At 74.3% G+C, this 25,103-nt stretch carries 9 protein-coding genes; 7 read left to right on the top strand and 2 right to left on the bottom strand.

Going from position 1 to position 25,103, the window contains the following annotated elements; all coding sequences use genetic code 11:
• The 6 genes from JNK30_RS18610 to JNK30_RS18585 form a co-directional block, all read left to right on the top strand.
• Positions 1 to 1,500 (top strand): ShlB/FhaC/HecB family hemolysin secretion/activation protein (locus tag JNK30_RS18610; protein WP_293484526.1); only part of this gene is annotated, 1,500 nt, incomplete at its 5' end.
• Positions 1,501 to 1,503: 3 nt separating this feature from the next.
• Positions 1,504 to 12,276, top strand: coding sequence for a hypothetical protein (locus JNK30_RS18605; RefSeq protein ID WP_293484525.1), 10,773 nt, complete (start codon positions 1,504 to 1,506; stop codon positions 12,274 to 12,276).
• A gap of 3 nt (positions 12,277 to 12,279) precedes the next feature.
• Positions 12,280 to 15,462, top strand: coding sequence for a CHAT domain-containing tetratricopeptide repeat protein (locus tag JNK30_RS18600; protein ID WP_293484523.1), 3,183 nt, complete (start codon positions 12,280 to 12,282; stop codon positions 15,460 to 15,462).
• Positions 15,463 to 15,521: 59 nt separating this feature from the next.
• Positions 15,522 to 17,921: a CHAT domain-containing protein gene (locus JNK30_RS18595; RefSeq protein ID WP_293484522.1), complete on the top strand. Its 2,400-nt coding sequence runs from the start codon at positions 15,522 to 15,524 to the stop codon at positions 17,919 to 17,921.
• On the top strand, positions 17,918 to 21,058 hold the full coding sequence (locus JNK30_RS18590) for a filamentous hemagglutinin N-terminal domain-containing protein (RefSeq protein WP_293484520.1): 3,141 nt from the start codon (positions 17,918 to 17,920) through the stop codon (positions 21,056 to 21,058). Before JNK30_RS18595 ends, JNK30_RS18590 begins: the two co-directional genes overlap by 4 nt.
• Positions 21,055 to 22,923, top strand: a complete 1,869-nt coding sequence (locus tag JNK30_RS18585) for a ShlB/FhaC/HecB family hemolysin secretion/activation protein (protein WP_293484519.1) — start codon at positions 21,055 to 21,057, stop codon at positions 22,921 to 22,923. Before JNK30_RS18590 ends, JNK30_RS18585 begins: the two co-directional genes overlap by 4 nt.
• A 12-nt stretch (positions 22,924 to 22,935) precedes the next feature.
• On the opposite strand, the gene JNK30_RS18580 is transcribed toward JNK30_RS18585, so the two are convergent.
• Positions 22,936 to 23,337, bottom strand: a complete 402-nt coding sequence (locus JNK30_RS18580) for a DUF1801 domain-containing protein (protein ID WP_293484518.1) — start codon at positions 23,335 to 23,337, stop codon at positions 22,936 to 22,938.
• Positions 23,338 to 23,467: 130 nt separating this feature from the next.
• Here JNK30_RS18580 and JNK30_RS18575 point away from each other — a divergent pair, with 130 nt between their 5' ends.
• Complete coding sequence (locus tag JNK30_RS18575; protein WP_293484516.1) at positions 23,468 to 24,187, top strand: DUF1080 domain-containing protein; 720 nt, start codon at positions 23,468 to 23,470, stop codon at positions 24,185 to 24,187.
• 121 nt (positions 24,188 to 24,308) lie between these two features.
• Here JNK30_RS18575 and JNK30_RS18570 read toward each other — a convergent pair whose 3' ends face one another.
• Positions 24,309 to 25,067 (bottom strand): VOC family protein, encoded by a 759-nt coding sequence (locus JNK30_RS18570; protein ID WP_293484515.1) that lies wholly within the window; start codon positions 25,065 to 25,067, stop codon positions 24,309 to 24,311.
• Positions 25,068 to 25,103 lie beyond the last annotated feature (36 nt).

Below are 25,103 nucleotides of genomic sequence, written 5' to 3'. Positions count from 1 at the left end.
CCCTGCCCGCTGGCCTCGTCCGATCTGACGTTCCGGCTGCAGGCCGTCGACGTCGTCGGCAGCTCGATCGCGCCGGAGGATGCGCAGCCGGCCTATCGCCGCCTGATCGGGACCGAGATCCCGGTGTCCCGGATCTGCGAGATCCGCGACCGGCTGTCGCTGATCCTGTTCCGGAAGGGCCGCCTGGCGCGCGTCGAGATCCCCGAGCAGACCATCTCGGGCGGGCGGCTGCGCATCGAGGTGACCGAGGCGCGGATCGTCGCGGTGCGCGTGCGCGGCGATATCGGGCCGGGCCAGGACCGGGTCGAGGCCTACCTGGACAAGCTGCGCGGCATGACGCCGTTCGACCTCGACACGGCCCAGCGCTACCTGCTGCTGGCCAACGACGTCCCGCGGGTGCGCGTCTCGGCGGCCCTGCGGCCCTCGGCCGAGGGCCAGGGCGGCATCGACCTGGAGGTGCAGCTCTCCCGCGATCCCTGGAACTACCTGGTCGCCGCCCAGAACACCGGATCGGAGTCGCTCGGCCCGTGGAGCGTCCTGGGCCGCGTCGACCTGAACAGCTTCACCCGCTTCGGCGAGCGCACCACGCTGATCGCCTACCGGACCGTCACCCCGAACGAGCAGTGGATCGCCCAGGTGGTGGAAGAGGCGAGGTTCGGCAGCCGCGGCCTCGTCGGGCGGGTGTCCATGGCCTACGGCCAGTCGCGCCCGGGCGGGGCGCTGTCGGCCTTGAAGTTGCAGGGCGTGTCCTTCGTTGGCACAGCCGAGGTGCGCTATCCCGTGATCCGGCTTCGACGCTACAGCGCCTATGCCGCGGCCGGGGTCGACCTGGTGAGCCAGAAGACCGCCTTCCCGGGCGGGGACGTGCTGGCGGACGACCAGCTTCGCGTGGTCTGGGCGCGCGCCAGCGGGGATTTCAGCCGCGGCCTCGGCGCGCGGTTCAACCTGTCCGGCGAGGGCAGCCTGGAGGCCCGCAAGGGCTTTTCGGTGCTGGGCGGCAGCAAGGCCGGCGAGCAGGGCCTCTCGCGCATCCAGGGCAAGCCGGACGCCTGGCTGGTCCGGTTCGAGGGCGAGGGGCACCTGACGCACCGCTGGGTCGACCTTGGCCTTCGCACCCAGGCGCAGTGGGCGGCCAAGCCGACGCTGGCGTACGAGGAGCTGGCCATCGGCGACCTCACGATCGGACGCGGCTACGAGCCGGCCGTCCTCTCCGGCGACCGCGCGGCGAGCGCCGAGGTGAAGCTCCAGGTGCGCCCGCAGCGTATCGTTAACGGGGTCACGCTTTCGCCCTTCGCCTTTGCGGACGCGAGTTACATCAAGAACCTGGACATAGGATCGGAAACGCGCGTGCTGCGCTCGGCGGGCGTCGGCCTCGAGGCCCGCCTGCCCTTCGGCGTGCGCGCCCAGGTCGAATGGGCGCGACCGTTCGACAAGCCGTTCCCGAACGCGCCGAACAAGCCGTCGGACCGCGTCCTGTTCCAGCTGCTGGTGGCGGGCTGAGCGATGGGCCGCCGTGCACACCCGCATGGACCGACCCGGCGCGGCCGCCTGCTGGCGGGCTCGGCGCTGTGCGGCGCGGCCATGGCGATCGCGGCGGCGGCGCAGGCCCAGCTTCCCGGCATCCCGGACCCCTCGGCGATCTCGGTTCCGTCCGGGGCCACGAAGCCGACCATCACGGCGCCCGACGCCAACACGCTGGACGTGGCCCTGCAGGCCAGCCGGACGGTCATCAACTGGGACAGCTTCCACGTCGGCGCCGCCGACAAGGTGACGTTCAACTTCCAGGCGGCGTCGGACATCGTGCTGAACAAGTCGCCCACCGCCGTGCAGATCGACGCGGGCGGCCAGGTGCTGGGCAAGGTCGGCGCCGCGACGGGCGGCAACATCTGGTTCTACTCGCCGCAGGGGGTGGTGATCTCGCCCGGCGCCGTGATGACCGCCGGCTCCTTCGTGTTCGCCCGCGGCGACGCCATCGTCGACATGGACTTCGTCGACTCGGCGACGCCCCTGGCGTTCCTGCGGGCGGCCTCCGACGCCCTCATCCAGATCGACACCATCAGCTCGGCCACCAGCGCCTCCATCAACGCCCAGGGGCAACTGGTGCTGAGCGCGTCCAGCGGCGACCTGATCGCGACGACGGCGGTGGCGGCCAAGGGCGCGACCGTCACCACGGACGCGGGCTCGATCGACATCGGCGAGGTGACCGCCGCCGAGGGGGCCAGCGTGGCGGCGACCGGCGGCGGCGTGACCCTGGGCTCGCTGAACAGCGGAAGCGGCTCCACGGCCACCGCGACGACCAGCGTGTCGGTCTCCTCGGCGTCGGCGAGCGGCGGCAACGCCGACATCGTGCTGACGGGGGGAACCAGCGCGAGCCTCGGCAGCGGTTCGGCCGGGCGCGACATCACGGTGTCCGGCCCGGCGGCCAGCCTGGGCTCGGCGACGGCGGGCGGCGACGTGCTCGTGACGGCGACGACCGGCACGGCCGCGGTGACGGGCGTCGTCTCGGCCGGCGACGACATCGAGGTCACCGCCACGACCGGTTCGGTCAGCGCGTCCGGCGGCAGCCTGATCTCCACCGGCTCAGCCGCCACGGGCGGGCATGCCCATGTGCTGGCCAGGTCGACCGGCGGCGACGTCACGGTGGGTTCGGCGACCACCCAGGGTGTGGGCGGCGGCGCGGCCGGCGACGTCACGATCGAGGCGGCGGGGACGGCCACCCTGACCTCCGGGACCTCCACGCAGGACATCCTGCTCACCGGCGCGACCACCAGCCTGGGCTCGGCCTCCGCCGCGCGCGACGTCACCGTCACCGCCGCCGGCGGCGCCGGCGTGACCGGGACCGTCACGGCCGGCGACGATATCGAGATCACCGCCTCCGGCGGGGCCGTGAGCGCCGGCGGCGGCTCGCTGACCGCCACGGGCGCGAACGCCGACAGCGACGCGCACGTGACCGTGCGCTCGGTGACCGACGCCGCGACGGTCGGCTCGGCGGCGACGCAAGGGACCGGCGGCGCGGTCGGCGACGTGCGCATCGAGGCCGCCACCACGGCGACGCTCAGCAGCGGCTCTGCCTCACGCGACATCATGGTGCTGGGGCCGTCGGCGGTGCTGGGATCGGCGGACGCGGCCGGCGACGTGTTCGTGACGGCGACCACCGGCGACGCCAGCGTCACGGGCTCGGTGACGGCGGGCGACGACATCGAGGTCACCACGACGTCCGGTTCGGTGACGGCCGGCGGCGGCGATCTCACCGCCACCGGCGCGGGCGGCGGGGACGACGCCCATGTGCTGGTGCGCTCGACGGGCGGCGCGGTCACCGTGGGCTCGGCGGCGACGCAGGGGACCGGCGGCCAGCGCGGCGACGTCACCGTCGAGGGCGCGACGACCGCCACGCTCAGCGACGGGGCCTCCACGCGGGACATCCGCGTCTCCGGTCCCACCGCGACGCTCGGGACGGGCACGGCGGCCGGCGACGTCTTCGTCACCGCGACCACGGGCACGGCCAGCGTGACGGGCTCGGTGACGGCGGGCGACGACATCGAGGTGACGGCGACGTCCGGCTCGGTGGCAGCCACAGGCGGCGCGACCCTGGTCTCCACCGGCGTGGGGGCCGCCGACGACGCGCACGTGTTGGCGCGGTCCACAGGCGGTTCGGTCAATGTGAGCGCCGCCGAGACGCAAGGGACCGGCGCGGCCCTCGGCGACGTCACGATCGAGGCCGCCACGACGGCTACGCTGGGCGCGGGCGCGGCGTCCCGGGACGTGCGCGTCCTCGGCCCGACCGCCACGCTGGGTTCGGCCACGGCGGGGCGCAACGTGTTCGTCACGGCCGGCGCCGGCGACGCCAGCGTGACCGGCTCGGTCTCGGCCGGGAACGACGTGGAGGTCACCTCGGCGTCCGGCTCGGTGACCGCGTCGGGCGGCAGCCTGACCTCGACCGGGGTCGGCGCCGGCGACGACGCCCACGTGCTGGCGCGCGCCCTCAGCGGGTCGGTGACGGTGGGCTCGGCCACGACGCAGGGCGCCGGGGCCGCCCAGGGCGACGTGACGATCGAGGCGGCGTCCACCGCCTCCCTGGGTTCCGGGACGTCCTCGCGCGACATCAAGGTCTCGGCGACCACCGCGTCGCTGGGCTCGGGCGGCGCGGCCCGCGACGTGTTCGTCACGTCCACCACCGGCAACGCCAGCGTCACGGGCGCGGTCACCGCCGGGGACGACATCGAAGTCACCGCCACGTCCGGCGCCGTGACGGCCGGCGGAGCCAGCCTGACGTCCACCGGAGCCGGCGCCGGCGACGACGCGCATGTGCTGGTGAAGTCCACGGGCGGCGCGGTCACGCTCGGCTCCGCCGCCACCCAGGGGACCGGCGCCGCCGCGGGCGATGTGACCGTGGACGGGGCGACCACCGCCGCCGTGACCGGCACGGTGAACGCCTCGCAGGACGTGGTCGTACAGGCCACGGACGGCGTTTCCGCCGGCGGCTCCACCCTGCTCGCGGCGCGCGACGCCACCGTGCGCGCGAACAACGGCGGCGTCACGGTCGGCACGGTGCGCGCCGGAGACGACGTGGCCCTGCGCGCGCTGGCCGGATCGCTCACCGCCACCGGAGACCTGCAGGCGGGCACGACGAGCGGCGGCGGCGATCCCGCGGGCGCGGCAGACAGCCTGGTGGGCGCGACCCTGGCGGGGCACGATCTCGACATCAAGGCGCAGACCGTGGCCGTCACGGGCGACGCGCTGGCGGGCCGCGCCGCAGGCCAGGGCGAGACCCTCGACGGCGCCCAGCTGGGATCGGACGTCCTGGTGTCGGTGACCAGCTCCGACGCCGGCGGCGTGGCGGCGATGCGCCTGGCGACCGGCGCCGGCAAGCAGGTGAGCGCGCACCAGGACATCGTCCTCAAGCCTGAAGCCGCCGGCGCCTCGATCCAGGCGGGCGACGTCTTCGCCGGCCGCGACGTTGCGGCCCATGCCCTGTCGGGCGACATCACCCTGCGCTCGGCCCGCGCGGGCGACGACGTCGTGCTGCGCGCGCCCGTCGGGAAGGTGGAGGTCACCGGCGACGTGCAGGCCGGGCGCGACCGCGCCGGAATGACGCCGGCCGACGCGGCGGGCGCCGGCGACGACCTCAACACCGCCCAGCCCTTCCTCGATTTCGACGGGAACCCGGGCACGGTGTTCAAGGTGGTCGGCTTCGACGTCAGCATCGTCAGCCAGGCCGTCCGCATCACCGGCGCCACGGTCGCGGGGCGGCAGCCCAGCACCGACGATCCCGACACCGCAGGCGCCGTCGACACCACGACGTCGGACGTGCGGATCGAGACCCTCGTGTCGCTGACGCCGGTCACCGGCCTGGCCCCCAACATCGAGCTCGGCGCGGTCACGGCGACCCGCGACCTGCAGATCGACTCGGCGAAGGCGGTGACCACCGGCGCCCTCATCGCCGGGCGCGACGTCGCGGTGCTGGGGCGGGGCGGCGTGACCCCGGGCGCGGCGCCCGGCGACCACAGCGGCTCGGGCGTGACCATCGCCTCGGCGCGTGCCGGGGACGACGCGCTGGCCTTCAGCGTCTACGGCCGCACGCAGATCTCGGGCGGCGTCACCTCGGGGTCGCCTCTCCAGCGGCTCGTGCCCACCAACGATCGGATCATCGACGGCGCCACCGAGGCCGCCGACCAGCTGGCGATCTACCTGCGCTACTTCGACCTCGACGAGGCCTCGACGCCCTATGTGCTGCCCGGCGGGGTGATCCACCTGCGCGGGGAAGGCGTCACCGTGGGCGGCGCCCTGACCGCCCAGGGCGCCGCCTCGGACGTACGGGTCCGCTCGACGGCCGATATCGACGTCAGCGGTCCGACGAACGCCGGGCGCATGGCGGTCTTCGAGACCCAGGCCATGGGCGGCGGCGCGCTGAAGGTGGGCGCGGTCACGGCGGCCGGCGACATCTTCCTGGACGGCCTGGGCGTGCAGTCCACCGGGACGCTTCAATCGACCTCGGGCGACGTGGCGGTGCGCAGCCGGAGCGGCGGGAGCATCCAGATCGCGGGCGCCTCGGCGGGGGACGATGTGGTCCTGCGCACGACGGGCGCCATCACGGTGGGCGGACCGGTCACCGCCGGCGGCGCGGCCGACTCCGCAGGCGTCGGCGACGCCCTCCGGACCGCCGACGGCGCGATCGTGCTCGAAGGGGTCACCTTCGACCTGGCCGGCGGGGACATCGACATCCTGGGCGGCTCGGTGACCATGACCGGGACGGCCACGACCGCGGGCGCGAGCTCGGACATCCGGGTGCAGTCGGTCGGCGTGATCAACCTCGCGGGCCTCGCCGCGGGACGCGACATCCTGATCGACGGGGCCACGACGGTGTCGGCGGGCTTTCTCGCGGCCGGCCGCGATGTGGGCGTGCGCTCGACCGGCGACGGCGCGATGGTGACGGTCGGCGGCGCCACGGCCGGCGACGACGTGGTGATCCGGGGCAAGGGCGCGATCGTCGCCGGAGCGCTCACCGCGGGCGGTGGGGCCGATTCCGCCGACGCGGACCAAGCCGGCGACCTGATGTTCGCCGTCGCCCGCTCGAACCTCGGCGGCGACTTCGACCTGACCGGACGCAACATCGACGTCCGCTCCAGCGCCGGGTCCATCACCCTGACCGGCAGCGCGACGGCCGCAACGGACGCCCGAATCCAGACCGCGCCTGGCGTCGGGGGCTCGGTCAGCGCAGGCGCGGTGACCGCCGGACGCGACGTCCTGATCGACGGGGCAGGCGTGACCGCCACCGGAGTGCTCACCGCGACGGACGGCGACGTGGCGGTGCGCAGCCGGAGCGGCGGGGGCATCCAGATCGCGGGCGCCTCGGCGGGGGACGACGTGGTCCTGCGCACGACCGGCGCCATCACGGTGGGCGGACCGGTCACCGCCGGCGGCGCGGCCGACTCCGCAGGCGTCGGCGACGCCCTCCGGACCGCCGACGGCGCGATCGTGGTCGAAGGGGTCACTTTCGACCTGGCCGGCGGGGACATCGACATCCTGGGCGGCTCGGTGACCATGACCGGGACGGCCACGGCGGCGGGCGCGAGCTCGGACATCCGGGTGCAGTCCGTCGGCGTGATCAACCTCGCGGGCCTCGCCGCGGGACGCGACATCCTGATCGACGGGGCCACGACGGTGTCGGCGGGCCTTCTCGCCGCCGGCCGCGATGTGGGCGTGCGCTCTACCGGCGACGGCGCGGTGGTGACGGTCGGCGGCGCCACGGCCGGCGACGACGTGGTGATCCGGGGCAAGGGCGCGATCGTCGCCGGAGCGCTCACCGCGGGCGGCGGGGCCGATTCCGCCGACGCCGACCAGGCCGGCGACCTGATGTTCGCCGTCGCCCGCTCGAACCTCGGCGGCGACCTCGACCTGACGGGACGCAACATCGACGTCCGTTCCAGCGCCGGGTCCATAGCGCTCAGCGGCGACGCGGTCGCCGACACCGACGCCAGGATCCAGACCGCGGCCGGCGCGGGCGGCTCGGTGACGGTGGGCGCGGTGACAGCGGGCCGCGACGTCCTGCTCGACGGCGCGGGCGTGACCGCCACCGGAGTGCTCACCGCGACGGACGGCGACGTGGCGGTCCGCGGACGCGACGGGGGCGCGGTGACGCTCGCCGGGGTGGCGGCCGGCGACGACCTCATCGTGCGCACGACGGGCGGCGCCACGCTTTCCGGCGCCGTCCAGGCGGGCGGCGGAACCGACGCGTCCGGGCTCGGCGACATCCTCCGGGGACTGGAAGGCGGCGTCACGCTGGAGGGGCAGACCTTCGACCTGACCGGCCACGACGTCGAGATCCTCGCGGGCTCGGTGACGACCACCGGGTCGCTGTCCGCCGTGGGCGCGGCGTCCGACGCCCGGATCCGCTCCGCAGGCGCGCTCAACCTCGGCGCGGTGACCGCCGGACGCGACGTCCTGATCGACGGCGGCGCCGCGGTTTCCACGGGACTGCTTTCGGCCGGCCGCGATGTCGGCGTCCGGTCCACCGGCGACGGCGCAGGCGTGACCGTGGGCGGCGGCGCGGCGGGCGACGACGTGGTGATCCGGGCCCGGGGGTCGATCCGCGTCACGGGCGCGCTGACGTCGGGCGCGGGGACCGACAGCGGCGACGCCGACCAGGCGGGCGACCTCATGTTCGGCGCGGCCCGCGCGCGGCTCGCGGGCGACCTGGATCTGGCCGGAAGGACCATCGACGTCCGCTCGAGCGGCGGCGGCGTCGAGGTGACGGGCGCCGTCAACGCCGCGACCGATGCGCGCTTCCAGACGGAGTCGGGCGCGGGCGGCGCGGTGAAGGTCGCCATGGTCTCGGCCGGCCGCGACCTGCTCCTCGACGGCGGCGGCGCGGCCAGCGGCAACGGCGTGGAGGCGACAGGCTCGCTGATGGCGGCCGGCGACGTGGCGATCCGCGCCCGTGGCGGCAGCGGCATCCGCGTCGTGGGCGTGACCGCCGGGGACGACGTCGCGCTGCGCGCATCCGGCGCCGTCATGGCCTCGGGGACGGTGGGGACGAGCGGCGGCCCGTCCACGCTCGGTCTCGCGGACCGGCTCACCGACTCCCTCGAGGCGGGCCGCCTCTCGGTGGGCGGCATCAGCTTCGAACTCAACAGCTCCGACATCGACGTGGTCGGCGGCTCCGTGAACATCGTCCGAACCAGCGCCCAGGGCAGCGCGCGCATCAAGGCCGGCGCGGTCGCGCTCAATGGCGGGGCGGCGGTGGGGGTCGACATCCTGGTGGACAGCGACACCTCGCTCACCGTGGGCGACCTGATGGCGACCGGCGACATCGCGCTGCGCTCCCGGACGGGATCGCTCACCGTGGGCAACCTGACGGCCGGCGACGACATCGTGCTCCGCGGCGCACTGGGCGTCACGTCGCTATCGCTCAAGGCCGGCGGCGGCGCCGAGCGCGTCAGCGTGGGCGACATGCTGTTCCAATCCGACCCGTCGTTGCTGGGCGGCGAGTTCAGCCTCGTGGGCGCGACCATCGATCTCCGGTCCTCGGGAGGCGGCGTCACGCTGGGCGGCGCGGAGTCCGCGGGCGACGTTCGGATCCAGGCCCTGGGCGGGGCGGCCAACATCTCGGGCCTCGTCGTCGCCGGCCGCGACATCTTCGCCGACGGCGCATCGGTGAACGCCGCAGGCGCCCTCAACGCCGCGGGCGACGTCGCCCTCTACGGCCGCCAGGGCGGCGTCAGCGTCGGCTCGGTTTCCGCGGGCGACGATCTGGTGATCCGCGCGGGCGGGGACGTGACCTCCACCGGCGAGCTCAAGTCGGGCCAGGGCGCGGACGTGGCCGGCGTCGCCGACCGCCTGATGGCCGCCGCGGGGCCCACGACGCTCTTCGGCGTGGAGGCCGGCGCCGAAGGCGGCGTCATCGACATCGGCGGCGGCGCGATCCGCCTGGGCGGGCCGATCCTGGCGGCGGGCGAGAATGCGCACCTGCGCCTGCGCTCGACCGGCGCCACGTCGCTGGGCGACGCCACGCTGAGCGGCGACATCGCCATCGACGCGGGCGGGGACGTCACGGCCGGCGCGCTGAACGCCGGACGCGATCTCGCGGTGCGCGCGTCCGAGGGCGCGATCGCGCTGGCGTCGGGGACGGCGGGCGACGACATCGTCCTGCGCGCCACGCGCGGCGTCGCAGTGACCGGCGCGCTCAGCACCGGGCAGGCCGCCGGGAGCGCCGGCCTCGGAGACACCCTCTTCGCCCTGGACAGCAGCAGCCTGGGCGCCGGCTTCGACCTGGCCGGCCGAACGATCGACATCCGCGCGTCCGGCGGCGACGTGACGACCGGCGGCCGGGTCACCGCGTCTGGCGACGTGCGTCTCCTGGCCTCCGGCCGCGTGACGACCGCGGACGTCGAGGCCGGGCGGGACGTCCTCCTCGACGCCGGACAGGTTCAGGCCGGCGCGGTCGCCGCCGACCGCGACATCGCCATCCGCGCCGCGTCCGGCGCGATCGGCCTCGCCTCCGGCCGGGCGGGAGACGACATCACCCTGCGAGCCGCCGCCGGCGTCAGCGTCGCCGGCGCCCTGGCCGCGGGCGGCGGCGCGGACGGCGACGGCGCCGCCGACCGCCTCGCCGCCGTGGACTCGCCCGGCCAGGGTCTCCTGGGCCGCAACGTGGACATCCGCGTCTCCGCCGGCGCCGTCTCGACGCAGGGCGCGGTGACCGCGGCGGACGACATCCGGCTGCGCTCGGGCGGCACGGTCGCCGTCTCCGGACGCCTCGAGGCAGGCCGCGACGCCCTGCTGGAAACCGGCGGCGACCTTTCGATATCCGGGGGCGTCAAGGCCGGGCGGGATGCGACCCTTCTGGCGCCGGGCGCGGTGGCGGCGGGCGAGATCGACGCGGGCCGCGATGTGATGCTGGAGGGGGCCTCGGTCACGGCGGCGACGGTCAGGGCCGGCCGCGACGTGGCCGTGCGGGGACGGACCGGCGCCGCGACCCTGGGCTCGGTCTCGGCGGGCGACGACGTGGTGATCCGCGCAGCGCAGGGGATCACGGTCAGCGGGACGATCACGGCCCAGGGCGGCCCGGACGGCGACGGCGCGGCCGACAGCCTGTTCGCCACCGATCGCACCGTGCTGGGCGGCGACGTTGATCTCGGAGGGGCGAACATCGACCTGCGGAGCGGCGGCGCCATCGCCGTCGCGGGCCGCGCGACGGCAGGCGCCGACGCTCGCTTCCAGGCCGTGGGCCAGGGGGGCGTGAGCCTGGGCGCCGTCACGGCCGGCGGCGACGTCCTGGCCGACGGGCCGGAGGTCCGGGCCACCGGCCAGCTCGCGGCCGGCCGCGACATCGCGGTGCGCGCGCAGGCCGGAGCGGTCGACCTCGCCGCGCTGACGGCCGCCGACGACATCGCGATCCGCGCGTCCGGCGGCGTGAAGATCTCCGGCGCCGTCACATCCGGCTCGGGCGCCAATGCCCAGGGCGTGGCCGACCGGCTGATCGCGCCCGGCGAGGGCGGCATGATCATGCGCCTGGTGGATCCCCTCGCCGCCACGGCCAGCATCGCCGGCTTCACCCTTTCCGGCGGCGACATCGACGTCCGCAGCGGCGGCGACATCGCCCTCGCGGGAGATCTCAGCGCCACCAACATCCGGCTGCAGGCGGCCGCCAAGCTCACCACCGCCGCAGCGACGGCGCGCGAAGGCCTGTTCGCGCGGGCGTCCGGCCTGTCGCCGGGCGGGACGTGGCGCGCCGCCACGGTGCGCCTGGAGGTCACCGCAGCCAGCCTGGCGCTGGGCGAAGGCGTGACCGCGCCCTCGGGCGGCCTGGCGCTTTCCAGCGAGCAGGTGGCCCGGATCGACGCGCCGACGGTGCAGATCTTCCTGGGCGACACGTCCGGCACGATGCGCGGCGGCGAGGTCGCCATCGGCGCGCTGAACATCGACACGTCGAAGATCCGGACCGCGTTCGAGCTCTACGCGGGCGGGCTGTCCGACGTCACCATCACCGGCGCCTTCGCGCCCCTCAGCGGCGCGGCGAACACGACGGCCGTTCGGATCGGCGCGCCCGACGCCGCCGGGAACTGGACGCCGCGCAACATCCGCGTGGTCGCCAACAACGGCGGCTCGATCGGCTACGCCCTCACCACGGGCGGGCGGACCTTCACCGACGTCCGCGCCTTCGGCTCCGTCGAGCTGAACGCCAGGGGCGACATCCTGCTGGGCTTCCAGGACTTCATCGACCGCCTGGCCGCCACCCAGGCGGCGAGCGTGCCCGGCGTGGTGAAGGCCCTGATCGCCCCGCAGACGACGACCGGCCCCCGCATCCTGGTCACCGCCGGCGCGCTGACGCTGCGCGCGGACGGCAAGGTGGCGCAGCAGGACACCGGCGGACTCCTCGGCACCACGCCGACAGGGCTCTACCTGCTCGGCGGCGCCTCGGGCGGCCCACAGCTCACCCTCGGCCGCGTCACGCTCGGCGGCTCGGGCCTGCCCGAGTTCATCGAACTCAACGGCGCGCTGACGTCGGGCGCCACGGTAATGACCGGCCAGAGCGTCTCGCTGACCAGCAGCATCGTCTTCGACCGGGGCGTCATGCCGAACGGCTACTACCGCCTGAACACCTGCGCGATCCTGCAGCAGGGCAGCTGCATGCCGTCTAACGGCCATCCCACCATCAGCATCCCGCCGGAGCAGCTCACCGGCCTGACCCTCGAGGACCGGACGGCCGCCGCCGGGGCCGCCGACCCCACGGTGGCCAGCGCCACCAACGAGGAAGTCTGGAAGGACCCGAACTGAGCCATGCGTGGGGCCCCTTCCCGCATCGCCCGAGCCCTCGCCCTCGCCGCGGCCGCGCTCGCATGTGCGACCTCGGCCCTGGGTGCGCCGCGCGAGAACTTCTCGCTGGGCCAGAGCGCCCGGAGCGGGGCGGTCTGCACCGCGGTGCGGGACTGGGACGACCCGCTGGCCCAGCGCGCCGGACAGCGAGCGTGGCAGGTGATGTGCCGTGGCTGGACCCAGACGCTGGGCCGCATCTACGCCTTCCACACCGACGCCGCGGCGGGCGCGGCCGCCTGGCGCAGCGCCGTGTCGGACCGCGCCGCCTGCGACACCGCCCAGGCCGCGGCGGACGCCGGCCTGCCCCGCACGACGCTGGCGGCCTGCAAGACCAAGCCGCTCGGCGCGAGCTACGTGGTCTACGAGGCCCGCGACGGCAAGGACGTGGTCGCCGCCGAGGGCTACGCCGCGATCGCCGACGTCCTGGCCACCGGGGTCAAGGTGGCGCTGGGCCGCTCCAGGCCGCCGGCCGCGACCAGTCAGCAGACCACCAACCTGGGCACCGTGCTCGGCGGCCAGATCGAGAACCTCAACGCCGTCGCCGAAGCGAGCGCCGCCTCGCCCGCCAAGCAGAAGGAGTCGGCCTATCGCGAGGCGCAGCTCTGGCAGTTCGGGGACGCGGAGTCCCGGTTCAGCCAGCTCGCGGCGGCGTCGCTGGAGCGCCTGAGCCTCGCCGACCGCGCCGAGGCCTACCTGAACGTGGCGCTCAACGCCTCCAACGGGGGCCGCACCGCCGAGGCGGAGTCCTACTTCAAGGCCGCCGCGCCGCTCGTCCGCGAGGCCAACAGCACCTCGCTGCGCGCGCTGATGCTGAACATGCTGGCGGCGCATGCGCGGAACCAGCGCCGCTTCGAGGAGGCCATCGACCTGGCGCGGCAGGCGATCGCCCTGCGGGCCAGTTCGGCGCAGCTCGCCGCCGCCGGGCTGGTGACCGCCGTGGGCCCCGACATCCGGCTGGGCCAGGCGGCCGCCATGGCCCTGAACGCCCAGGGCAAGATGCCGAGCCTGCAGCTCTCCGCCAACGAACGCGAGGCGGTGCGCGACGCCCAGGCCTGGCAGATCATCGGCACCTGCATGGAGGCGCTGAAGCGGCGCACCGAGGCGCGTCAGAACCTGCAGGCGGCCGTGGAGATCCTGGAACGCCCCCGCGGCGCCGACGTGCTGGGATCGGCCGCGCCCTGGCTGGTGGTGCGCCTGCAGGTGGACCTGGCCGGTCTGGACCGGGCCGACGGCGCGCCGCAGCTCGCGGTACGGCGTCTCGAAGCCGCCCTGGCGGCCTACGAGACGCAGGACGCCGACTCCCTGCCGCTCGGGCGCTTCATCCTGGAACTGGCGCGCGCCAAGGCGGCCGCGGGCATGGAGGAGGCGGCGCTGGCCGACTTCGAGCGGGCCTTCGCGATCTTCCAGGCGAAGCGGGGCGCGCTGGGCGCCTCCGCCGACGCCGCGGCCGACTATTTCGACCTCCTGCTGAAGCGGATGGGCAGCGACCCCGTCGGCAAGGCGGCCGACGCCCAGCGGTTCTTCACCAGCTCGGAAGCGCTGGTCGGAGAGTCCACGGCCGCCGCGTCGCTGCAGTTCGCCGAGCGCCTCAGCGCCGAAGGATCGGCGAGCGCCGGCATCTCGCGCGCCCGCGACGCCACCCTTCGCCTGATCGCCCAGAAGGACCAGGAGATCCGCCAGCTGCAGCGCGCAGGCGCCTACACCGGCGAGGCGCGCGCCAGGGCCGACGCCGAGCTGGACGGGCTGCGCAAGCAGGCCAACGAACTCGAGCAGCGCCTGTTCGACGCCAATCCGCGCTACGCGACGGCGCTCTCGACGACCGTGACCAGCAAGGACCTGCAGGGGGAGCTGAAGGAGGGCGAGGCCTATCTGAAGGTCATGCTGCTGGCGACGCGGGGCTACGGGGTCCTGATCACGCGCGACGCCGTGCGACCCTACGCCATCGACCTCAGCCGGCCGGAAGCGCGGCGGCTCGCCATGCGCCTGCGCGAGCCGATCAGCGAAGTGGGATCGGGCTTCCTCGGCGAGTGGGACGTCGCGCTGGCCCACCAGCTCTACAAGGCGCTGCTCGGCCCCATCGAGCCGCAGCTGCGGACGGTCCGGCGGCTGATCTACCAGCCGGATCCCACGATGGTGGGCGTGCCGCTCGGGGCGCTGGTGACGGACGCTGAAAGCGCGCAGGTGCTCGCCCGGAACGTCGAGGCGGCCCGCGCGAAGAAGGTCCAGGTCTCGTATCGCGGCGTGAGCTGGGTCGCGTCCCGCCTGGAAACCTCGGTCTCGGTCTCGACCGCGGCCTTCTTCAACACCCGTCGCAGCCGACCCAGCCGCGCGCCCAAGCCGTTCCTGGGCTTCGCCGACCCGCTCATCGCCAAGGACGCCTCGGCGTTCGGCAGCGTCGTGGCGCCGGACTGGTCGATCCAGCTGGCCGGCGGCGAGGACTTCTGCGCCGTGTTCCGCAAGCAGCTCATGGACATGCCGCAACTGCCCGAGGCGGCCGCCGAGGTCCGCTTCGTGGCCCAGGCCCTGGGCGCGCCCGGCAACGTCATCGTGGGCGCCGACTTCACCGACGAACGGGTCAAGCGCGGCGGCGGGTTCGAGGGGTCGCTCGACCAGTACCGCATCCTCTATTTCGCGACCCACGGACTGCTGCCGCAGTCGAACGGCTGCCTCCAGCCGGCCCTGGTCACCTCGCAGGGCGGCGCGGCCAGCGATTCCCTCCTCGACGTGAGCGAGATCCCCGAGCTGCAGCTCGACGCCGACCTCGTCGTGCTTTCTGCCTGCGACACGGGCGCGGGCCTCGAGGACGGAGGCGGCGGCGCGGCGCTGGGCGGCCTCGTCTCCACGTTCACCTACGCCGGGGCCCGCAACCTGCTGGTGTCGAACTGGGAGGTGGATTCGGCCGCCACCGAGGTCCTGATGTCGGCGTTGTTCAAGGCCAAGGCCGCCACCCAGGGCGAGGCGCTGGCCGCCGCCGAGCGCAGCTTCATCGCCCGCGACGACGACTACTCCCACCCCTACTACTGGGCGGCCTTCCTGATCGTCGGCGACGGCGCGCGCCCGCTGCCGGCGGCCGACGCCGCCGAGCCGGCCCCCGACGCGCAGCGCGTCGCCCTCGCGGCGCCCCGGCTCGTCGGTGCTGCGCCTTAGGCGATTGACAAGGCCCCCCGGCGCGCAGCCACAATTCAAGGCGTAGCTTGGGGGAGAGCATGAGACGCGGGAGCGTCCCACGCTGGGCGGTTTCGACAGTCGCGGCGGCGGCGTCCGCCGCATGCGCCTGGGCGACGCCCGCCGCGGCGGCCCTGTCCGATCAGCTGTGCATTCCCACGGGCGCCGACCAGCTGGCCGCCTATCCGTCCGCCGCCGAGCTCCAGCGGGCGGCGGCCATGGCCGAGCAGAGGCTGTCGCGCCGGGGCGCGGCCGACCCCTTCGCCGACATCGCGCCCGCGCTGGACGTCCCCGCCGCCGGCGCCGAGCGGCCGTCTCCCCAAGCGCTGGCGGAGTACTGCGCCGCCGCGGGCGAGCTGATGCGGGTAAGCGCCCAGGGCAGCCAGCTGCAGGCCCAGACCTATCTCCTCGCGGCCTTCCAGGCTGCGAGCCGAGCGCAGCTGCAGGGCCCCGCGTCGGTGGCGGCGTACCGCCTGGGACTCGTTTCGCTCTCGGGCGCGCCGGCCACGGGCGGGACCCGGGGCGGCGGGCGGCGCGCGACCCGCGGCCCTTCGGACGCCGTGCGCGAGGTGGGCGAGATGCGCGGCGGCCCCTGCGAGCTGCTCCAGCGCACCGCCTTCGTCGTCAACTCCAGCCTCCCCCTGTCGGTGGCCTCCCTGGGTTGCGCGGCAGAGCAGGCGCGCGCGGCCGGCGACCGGCGCACGGCCGCCCTGGCCGAGCTGCGCCTGACGCGCCTGCGGCTTTCGGTGGCCGAGGCCAACCTGGAGGCGGCCGCCGCCTTCCGCGCCGACGCCGCCCAGTCGGCCCGCGCCGGGCTCGCAGACGCCCGCGGCATCCAGGACGCCGACCTTCGCGCCGAGGTCATGGGCCGCCTGGCCGCCGCCCTGCTCGACGCCGACAAGGGCCGCGCCGGCGAGCTCTCGCCGGTCACCGCCGCCATTCGCGAGGTCCAGACCCCTGCCGCGCAGGCCTACGCCGCGGCGCTCGACGCGCGGGCGGCCGCCGCGGCCGGCGACCGGCTCACGGGCCGCCGCCTGCTGGACGAGGCCCTGCTGCTCGAGAGCCAGCGCAGCCTGCCCACGCGGCTGCCGGAGTACCGCCTGCTGCTGGCCGAGATCGACCCGGCCCACCGCGAGGCCCACGTGCTCGCCGCCTACGACGCGCTGGAGGCGATCCGGCCGCTGCTGCCGCGGTTCGATCCCATCACCGAGGAGACGGCGTTCAGCCTCTACATGCGCCGGGTGTTCCAGGGCGCGGTGGATGTCCAGCTGGCCGGGGCCGACGGCGGCGGGGCGGCCATCCGCGTGAGGAACGCCCAGCAGATCCTGGAGGCCTACCGGCAGGCCGAACTGCAGAGCGTGTTCGGCAGCGAGTGCATCCCGGTCCGTGACGCCCTGAAGCCCGAGACCCTGCGGGCGGGCGAGGTGCTGCTGTATCCGATCCTGCTGCCCGACCGGCTCGAGCTCCTGTACGTGGCCGGCGGCCCGGGCGGGACCACCGAGTTCCGGCGCCTCCCGCCGAACACCCGCGTCGATCGCCAGGCCGTGGCGCGGCTCGTGGAGACGGTGGTGGTGCCGCTGAGCGGCGACGGCGACGCCCGCTGGCGCGCGGCCTCGCGCGAGCTTTACGACCTGCTGATCAAGCCCATCGAGGGTCAGCTCACCGAGGGCTCGCTGCTGGCGGTCGTGCCGGACGGCGCCCTCCGCAGCCTGCCCTTCGCGGCCCTGCTCGACGACCGGGACCGCTATCTAGTGCAGAAGACCCGCATCGCGATCGCCCCCGCCCTCGCCTACTCCCAGGCCGGCCGCGACGAAGCCCAGGGCCTGCAGCTGGTCGCGGCCTCGCTGGAGAAGGAGGTGCGGCTCCCGGCCGGCCGGTTCGAGAAGCTGGAGGGCACGGCGTCCGAGGCCAAGCTCGCCGCAGTGGTCGACGGCCAGCGGATCGAACGCGCCCGGGTGATCGAGAACTTCAACAAGACGGACCTGGTCACGGCGCTCACCCGCGAGCAGGTCGACGTCCTGCACCTGGCCACCCACGCGTCGTTCAACGGCCGTTCGGACCGCGCCTTCATCGTGGCCGACGGCGAGGTGATCCTGCTGTCGGAACTGCGCCAGATCCTGGGCCAGAACCGCACGCGCGGCGGCGAGCTTGATCTCCTCGTGCTCTCGGCGTGCGAGACGGCCGTGGGCGACGACGAGGCCAGCATGGGCCTCGCCGGCGCGGCGGTGCAGGCCGGCGCCAAGAGCGCGATCGCCTCGCTGTGGCCCGTCAGCGACGTGGGGACCGCCGAGCTGATGAAGATCTTCTACGGCTTCTATCGCGACGGCCGGACCAAGTCCGAGGCCCTTCGCGAGGCGCAGCTGGCGCTCATCGGCAGGGGCGGCGACCTGGCCGATCCCAACATCTGGGCCGCCTTCACCCTGCTGGGAGCCTGGCGTTGAGGGGAGCTGTCGCGGCGCTGGGCCTGGTGCTGGCGGGCTGGCCCCTGACGGCGCTCGGGCAGACGGCGATCAACCCGGACGTGGCCGCCGGCCGGGGCCTCGGCACCACGGTCGGCCAGGCGGGGAGCGTCTTCACCATCGACGGCGGGACCCGGGCGGGCGGCAACCTGTTCCACAGCTTCAGCCGCTTCGACCTCGGCGCCGGCGACACCGCGCTCTGGACCCGTGCGGCGGGCGACGCCGGCGCCATCGCCAATGTGATCAACCGCGTGACGGGCGGCGACGCCTCGACGATATCCGGGACGCTCGACTCCACCGCCCTGCCCAACGCCGCCTTCTGGTTCATCAATCCGGCCGGCGTCGTGTTCGGGGCCGGCGCGCGGGTGAACGTGCCGGCGGCCGCCTACTTCTCCACGGCGGCGGCGCTGCGGTTCGCGGACGGGATGCGCTTCTCGGCCGCCGCGCCCGACGGCTCCACCCTGTCGATCGCCGCGCCGGAAGCGTTCGGTTTCGTGGGCGGCGAGGGCGCCATCACCATCAACGGCGCCGGTCTGACCTTCGCCCCCGTCCAGTCGACGCTCAGCTTCACAGCATCCAGCATCCGGGTGGAGGACAGCGAGTTCGCCGTGCGCGGGCTTGATCTGGTCGCCGCCGGCGGAGCGGCCAATGTCCGGCTCGGCGAGCCGTTGTCGGGGTCGACTTCGGGGAACGTGGAGATCTTCAACAGCCTGCTCGGGGTTGTGGACATCGCGGCGGTGGGCGGGCGCTCGCTCCGGGTCGGAGGCGGGGCGATCGATCTCCAGACGTCCAGCCTCTTCTCGGACGGCAACGTCATCGTGCAGGCGTCTCGTCGTATCGACGCCACGGGCGCGTCGATCAACGTCTCCGGCCTGTCGGGCGACGCAGCGGGCGTCATCGTGCTTCGCGCCCCCGAAGTCATCCTGGACGACACCCGCCTGCGCGCCGACGCCGCCGCCGAGAGCGCGCCAGGCCGCATCCTGGTCGAGGGCGAACGAGTCGCCCTCCTGGGCGCCACCGTGCTTGCCGACGCCAAGGACGGCGTCGGCGCCCTGCCGGGGCTGGTCCAGATCCGCGCCACGGACGACCTCTTGCTCTTCGGCAGCAACATCAGATCGAACGCCAACGGCGACGCCGACGGCGGGGTCGTGACCCTGGAGGGGCGCGCCGTCGAGATCATCGACAGCAACGTCGAGTCCGACACCCTGCCGATCGCCCGTGGCAGCGCGGGCCTGGTGACCGTGAAGGCCGAGACGCTTTTGCTGGCGGGCGCGAGCACCATCACCTCCACCACCAACGGGGAGGGCGCCGGCGGGAACGTCCTGATCGACACGGGCGAGCTGCGGATGCAGGACGCCTCCGCGATCCGCTCCGACACCCGCGACTCCGGAGACGCGGGCAGCGTCACCATCCGGGCCGACAGCATCGATCTCATGGACCGCGCGTCCATCACGTCGCGGGCGCGCTCCGGCACGGGGGACGCCGGCACCGTGCTGCTCGACGTCGGGCGGCTCACGATGACGGACGCCCTCATCTCCTCGGGCACCGACAGCCGGGGCGACGCCGGCGCGGTTTTCATCACCGCGCAGGACATCGTGATGGACGGGGCGCGCCGCGCGTTCACCGCCATCACGTCCGAGACCTTCGGCCCCGGGGCGGCCGGCAACGTCTTCATCGACGTCAAGACCATGACCGTGCGGGACGGCGCGCTGGTGTCCTCCGACACCCGCAGCGAAGGCGACGCCGGCGGCGTGGCCGTGGTGGCCCAGGACCTCACGGTCGCCAACGGCGGCGCCATCTCCTCCGACAGCCTCGGCGAAGGGGACGCGGGGGACGTGGTCATCTCGGCGCGCCGGCTGACCGTGACCGGGGGCGACTTCGACGTCACCTACATCAGCTCCGACAGCCTGAGCACGGGCGACGCCGGCACGGTGAGCATCGAAGCCGGCTCCATCCTCGTGGACGGCCGGGCGTTCATCTCGTCGGACGCCTACTCCGGCGGTGAAGGCGGCCAGATCGTCGTGGCGGCCGACAGCATCGAGCTGCGCGACTTCGGCGCCATCCGCTCCCAGACGCGCTCGGACGGCGACGCCGGGCTGGTGCTGATCGAGACCAAGTCGCTGACCCTCGCGGACGGCGGCTTCATCTCCTCCGAAGCGATCGGGCGGGCCAGGGGCGACGCCGGGATCCTCGACATCGCCGCCGAGCGGGTCCTGGTCGGCGCGGAGTCCTCGATCTCCACCTCCACCGCCGGTTCGGGCGATGCGGGCGCGGTTTCCATCATCGCCGACGAGATCACCCTCGACGGCGGCACGGTCAGCTCGTCGGCCGAGCCCGGCGCCACCGGCTCGGCCTCGCTGCTCAGCCTGGAGGCCCAGACCCTGCGCATCCTGAACGGCGGCGCGGTGTCCACCCTGTCCACAAACCCCAACCCGGCCGGGATCGTGACCATCGCGGCCGGCGAGTTCCTGGTCGACGGCCGGGGCTCGATCGTCTCCAGCGAGAACCAGTCGGGAAATCCGAACTTCGGCGGCCTGGGACCGGGGCCCGGCGGCGACGCCGGCGCGATCTTCATCGCCGCCGACAACGTGACCATCTCGAACGGGGGCCGGGTCAGCACCAACGCCTTCAGCGGCGCCGCCGGCGACATCCAGGTGAGCATCCAGCGGCCGGGATTGTTCACCCTGGAAGGCGCTCAGGCGCCCGGCGTGATCCAGACCTCGTCCGGCCCCGGCACGGGCGGCAAGATCACCATCGCCGACCCCCTGGCCTTCATCTCCAACGGCGGCTCCGTGCTGGCGCAGGGCCAGCAGCGCGGCGCAAACGTGGTGATCCAGAGCCGCTACTTCATCAACTCGACCGATCGGGCGAACATCGTGGACGTGGCCGGTGACTTCACGCTGAACACCGCCACCTACGACGTCTCGACCGGCATCGTCAGCCGCGACATCTCGGTGCTCGACGCCTCGAAGGTGCTGCGCGGCCAGTGTCCGGCGGCCCGCTCCACCGGCGCGGTGAGCCAGCTCATCACCCGCCCCGTGGGTCCCTACGCCCGCGAAGGCGCCGCGGAGGCCCCGCAGCCCCGGGCGGTCGCCACGCCCGGCGGAGCCTGCCCTTGAACCGCCCTGCAGCCGGTCTGGCCGTCCTTCTCGCCGGCGTCGCCCCGGCGGCCGCCCTCGCGCAGCCCGCCCCGGCCGAGCTCTCGCCCGGACGCACGGGTCCCCAGGCGACGCCGCCCGCGCCGCCCCCGTTCGCCAAACCGGCGCCCGCCCTGATCCCCGCCCCGCCCCAGGGCGGCGGCGCGGCGCCCGCGCAGGACGGCGGCCTGCCGGTCCGCGACGTCCGGATCGCCGTGGCGGGTCCGCATCGTGCGGCCGTGCCGCCGCGCGGATGGCGGCCCCCGTCGGAACCGGGCGAGGGTCTCGCACTCGACCATCAGGCGGACGAGGCGCTCGACGAGGCCTGGCTGCGTCGCCAGTTCGCGCGCAACGGCCTGCCGGGCGCGGGGGTCGCGCGGGCGCTCGCCCTGGTTCAGGTCGTCAACCGCAGCTTCCTCAGCGCGGGCTTCATCAACTCGGGCGTCGTGGTGCGACCCAGCCCCGAGGACGGCGTGCTGGCGCTGGAGATCGTCTACGGCGGCCTCGCCTCGCCCGCCGGCGACCTGCCGCCGGTGACCGTCGCCTGGACGGGGGGCCGCGCCAAGGGTCTAGACGCCGACTACGTCATCGCGCGGATGCCGTCGGCGGCGCGCCGCCCGCTTTCGGCCTTCGAACTGGAGCGGGATTTCCGCCTCCTGGCCGAGGACCCTGCGATCCGCACCATCAACGCCGACCTGCGCCCGGGGGCCCGCCCCGGCGAGGCGTCGCTGGCGCTGGCCGTGCTGCCGCAGGACCGCTACGACCTCTACGTGACCGCGGCGAACAGCCGCTCGCCCACGGTGGGCGGCGAGCGTGCGGCCGTGGGCGGCTCGATCCGCAACCTTCTGGGACCCGGCGATCTCTTCAGCGCCGAGCTCGGCGTCACCGACGGCGTGGAGGACGTGACCGCGGCCTGGACCTTCCCGCTCGTCTCGCCGCGCACGCAGGTGTCCGTGCGCGGGGCCTACAACGACGCCGCTGTGATCGACCGGCTGCTCGCGCCGCTGGACATCAGCGCCAAGGACCGCGCCCTCGAGGCCGGCGTGACGCGCAAGGTCCTCGACGTCCCGCTGCTGCCGGCGACCCAGCCGGGGCGGTGGACGCCCGCGCGCACATTCAGCGTGGGGGCGCTGTTCGCCTGGCGTCAGTCCACCTCGTACCTGCTGGGCGAGCGCTTCTCCTTCGCGCCGGGCGCCGTCGACGGCCGCACCGAGTACTATGCCCTGCGGCTGGTGGCGGACTATGTGACCCGCAACGTCGACCGGGTGTTCGCGCTCTCGGTGACGGCCACCCAGGGGCTCGACGGGACCCGGCCCCCTGTGGTCTCGCGCCTCACGCCGGACCGCGACTTCCGGGCCGTGCTGGCCCAGGTCAACTACGCGCGGCGCCTGGACGACGCGGGGACCGAGCTGCGCCTGCGCGCCTACGGCCAGTGGTCCGACAGCGCCCTCTATTCGGGGGAACGGTTCTCGGCGGGGGGCGAGTCCACCGTGCGCGGCTACCGCGAGAACCTGCTGCTGGCCGATCACGGCGTCGCGGGTTCGGTCGAGGTCGCCCGGCCCATCAACCTCGGGGGAAGCGCGCGCGCGGGCGGCTTCGCCTGGGGCGCCTTCACCCTCTCGGCCTTCGCCGACGGCGCGTATCTGCGCGACTACAAGAACAGCCTTTTCGACTCGCGGATCTACAGCGTCGGCGGTTCCGTCACCTGGACCCCGGCAGACTGGCTGTTCGCCCGCGCCACGTTCGCCGAGGACCTCAAGGAGGTGGAGGTGGCGGGCGTCCGGGACCTGCAGGACCGCGGCCTCTCCTTCCGCGTCACCTTGCGGCCCCTTGCGCTCTGGCGCTGAACGCAGATCGGCTCAGCGGGCCTTCCCGGCCGCGTTGACCGCAACGGCTGCCCGGATCAGCGCCATGAAGGCCGCCTCGTCGATGCGCGCGCCTTGCGGCAGGTCGATCGCCCGCCGCGTCCCGCCTGCGAGGCTGGCGTTGAACAGGCCGGCGGGGTCGGGGACGGAGGCGCCCTTCACGAAGGTCAGCTTCACCGCCGTCTTGTAGACTTCGCCGGTGCAGAGGACGCCGCCGCACGACCAGACGGGACCACCCCACTTCCATTCCTCGACGATCGCGGGATCCGACGCCAGGATCAGGCGCCGCGCCTGCGCCAGCAGATCGCCCCGCCACTCGCCGGCTTCCTCGATGCGGGCGTCGATCATCTGCGACGGCGTCACGCCCGGCGGCGGCGGCCCCATGGTCTTCTTCATCGCGCTCTCCTGCCCACAGGTAGACCCCGGTTCCCGATCCGGGGGAAGGCCTCGCCGCCGCGCGATGAAAACGCTTTCCCGAGGCCGCTCGCCGCGCCACGCTGCGGCGAGAACCGCCGGGGAGGACGCGATGGCCGGACGTGCAAGGGCAGGCGCATGGGTCGCACCGTCGTTTCTGGCGTTCGCCGCCGCCGCAGTCCTCGCCTGCGCCGCTTCGCCCGCGGCGGCGCAAAACGCCCTGACGGCGGCGGAGGCCCGCGCCGGGTGGAAGCTGCTGTTCGACGGGCGAACCGCGGCGGGCTGGCGCGGCTTCAAGGCGCCGGCGCCCGATCCGGGCTGGCATGTGAAGGACGGCGCCCTCAGCCCCGATCCGAAGACCTCCAAGGATATTATGACCAAGGAGACGTTCGGCGACTTCGAGCTCGCCTTCGACTGGAGGATCGGTCCGAAGGGGAATTCGGGCGTGATGTACCGGGTCACCGAGGAGGGACAGCAGACCTACTGGAGCGGGCCGGAGTACCAGGTGCTCGACAACAGCCGCGGCGAGCCGCCCCGGCAGCGCGCCGGCGCGCTCTACGACCTTGTCGCGCCCACGCAGGACGTCACGCGGCCGGTGGGCGAGTTCAACGAGTCCCGCATCGTCGTCCGCCGCAACCACGTCGAGCACTGGCTGAACGGCGTGAAGGTGGTCGAGTACGACCTCGGCTCGGACGACTTCAAGGCCAAGGTCGCGGCCAGCAAGTTCCGCATCTGGCCGATGTTCGGCACGGCGGCCCGAGGCCACATCGCCCTCCAGAACCACGGCGACGAGGTGGCCTACCGGAACATCAGGATCCGTCCGCTGGACTGAGCCGGCGCCGCTAGAGCCTGTCCGTTTGATGGACCCCTCAAGACCGGTCGAACAGGCTCTGTCTCTTTGAATTGGAACGCGCTCTCGCGGCGAGCGCGGCTTCCACTTTCGCCGAACGCGCTCAGCCCTTCACCAGCTCCACGCGGGTTCCGCAGAGCTTGACCGCGCCGTCGTCGTCGACGGCGCCGCGGGCGGCGGCCCGGGCCTTCACCGCGTCCGGGTCGCGGACCTTCACGTCGAACGCGCGCAGGCCCTCGCCGCGGCCGTCGGTCACGGGCACGAAGCGGATCTCGCCGCCGTCGACGCCGACCACCCACGCGCCGTCGCGGTAGCTGACCGGGCGGTCCATCACCTGGCCCCAGCGGGTCGCCATGGCCTCGGGGTCGTCCCCCTGCAGCTCGGCGCCGACGATTTCCAGCGAGGTGTCGGTCCGGACGTTTTTCTCCCAGTCGGGACCGCCCCACTCCCAGCGCGACTTGGGGACCATCACGTCCAGCGAGAGGATCGCCCCGCCCACGTCGCGGGGGTGGAGGTGGCTGTAGGCGACCTTGCCGTCGTCGCGGTCGGTCTGGTGGACGATGCGCACGCCGATGTCGGCCATGCGCTTGCGGGCGCCCGCCATGTCGCCGTCGATCTGCATGATCACCATGTAGCCGCCGTCGCCGCCGCGCTTGTCCAGAAGGCGGCCGGCGGTGGTGCCCTCCTGGATCGGCGAGACGACCTCCAGGAAGGTGTCGCCGATCGGCCAGACGGCGTTGTGCAGGCCGAAGTGGCCGACGCCGGGGTCAGGGTAGTCCTTGCCCAGGCCCAGCACCTCGACGATCTCGGCCTTGGCCTTCTCGAGGTCCTGGCCCACCAGGGCGATCTGCCGAAGCCGCATGCTGTCCTCCCGTCGCTTTGCCGAAGACTACGGGGT

Source organism: Phenylobacterium sp., assembly GCF_016793225.1.
Taxonomy (GTDB): domain Bacteria; phylum Pseudomonadota; class Alphaproteobacteria; order Caulobacterales; family Caulobacteraceae; genus Phenylobacterium.
This window is presented reverse-complemented; position numbering and strand designations above follow the sequence as displayed.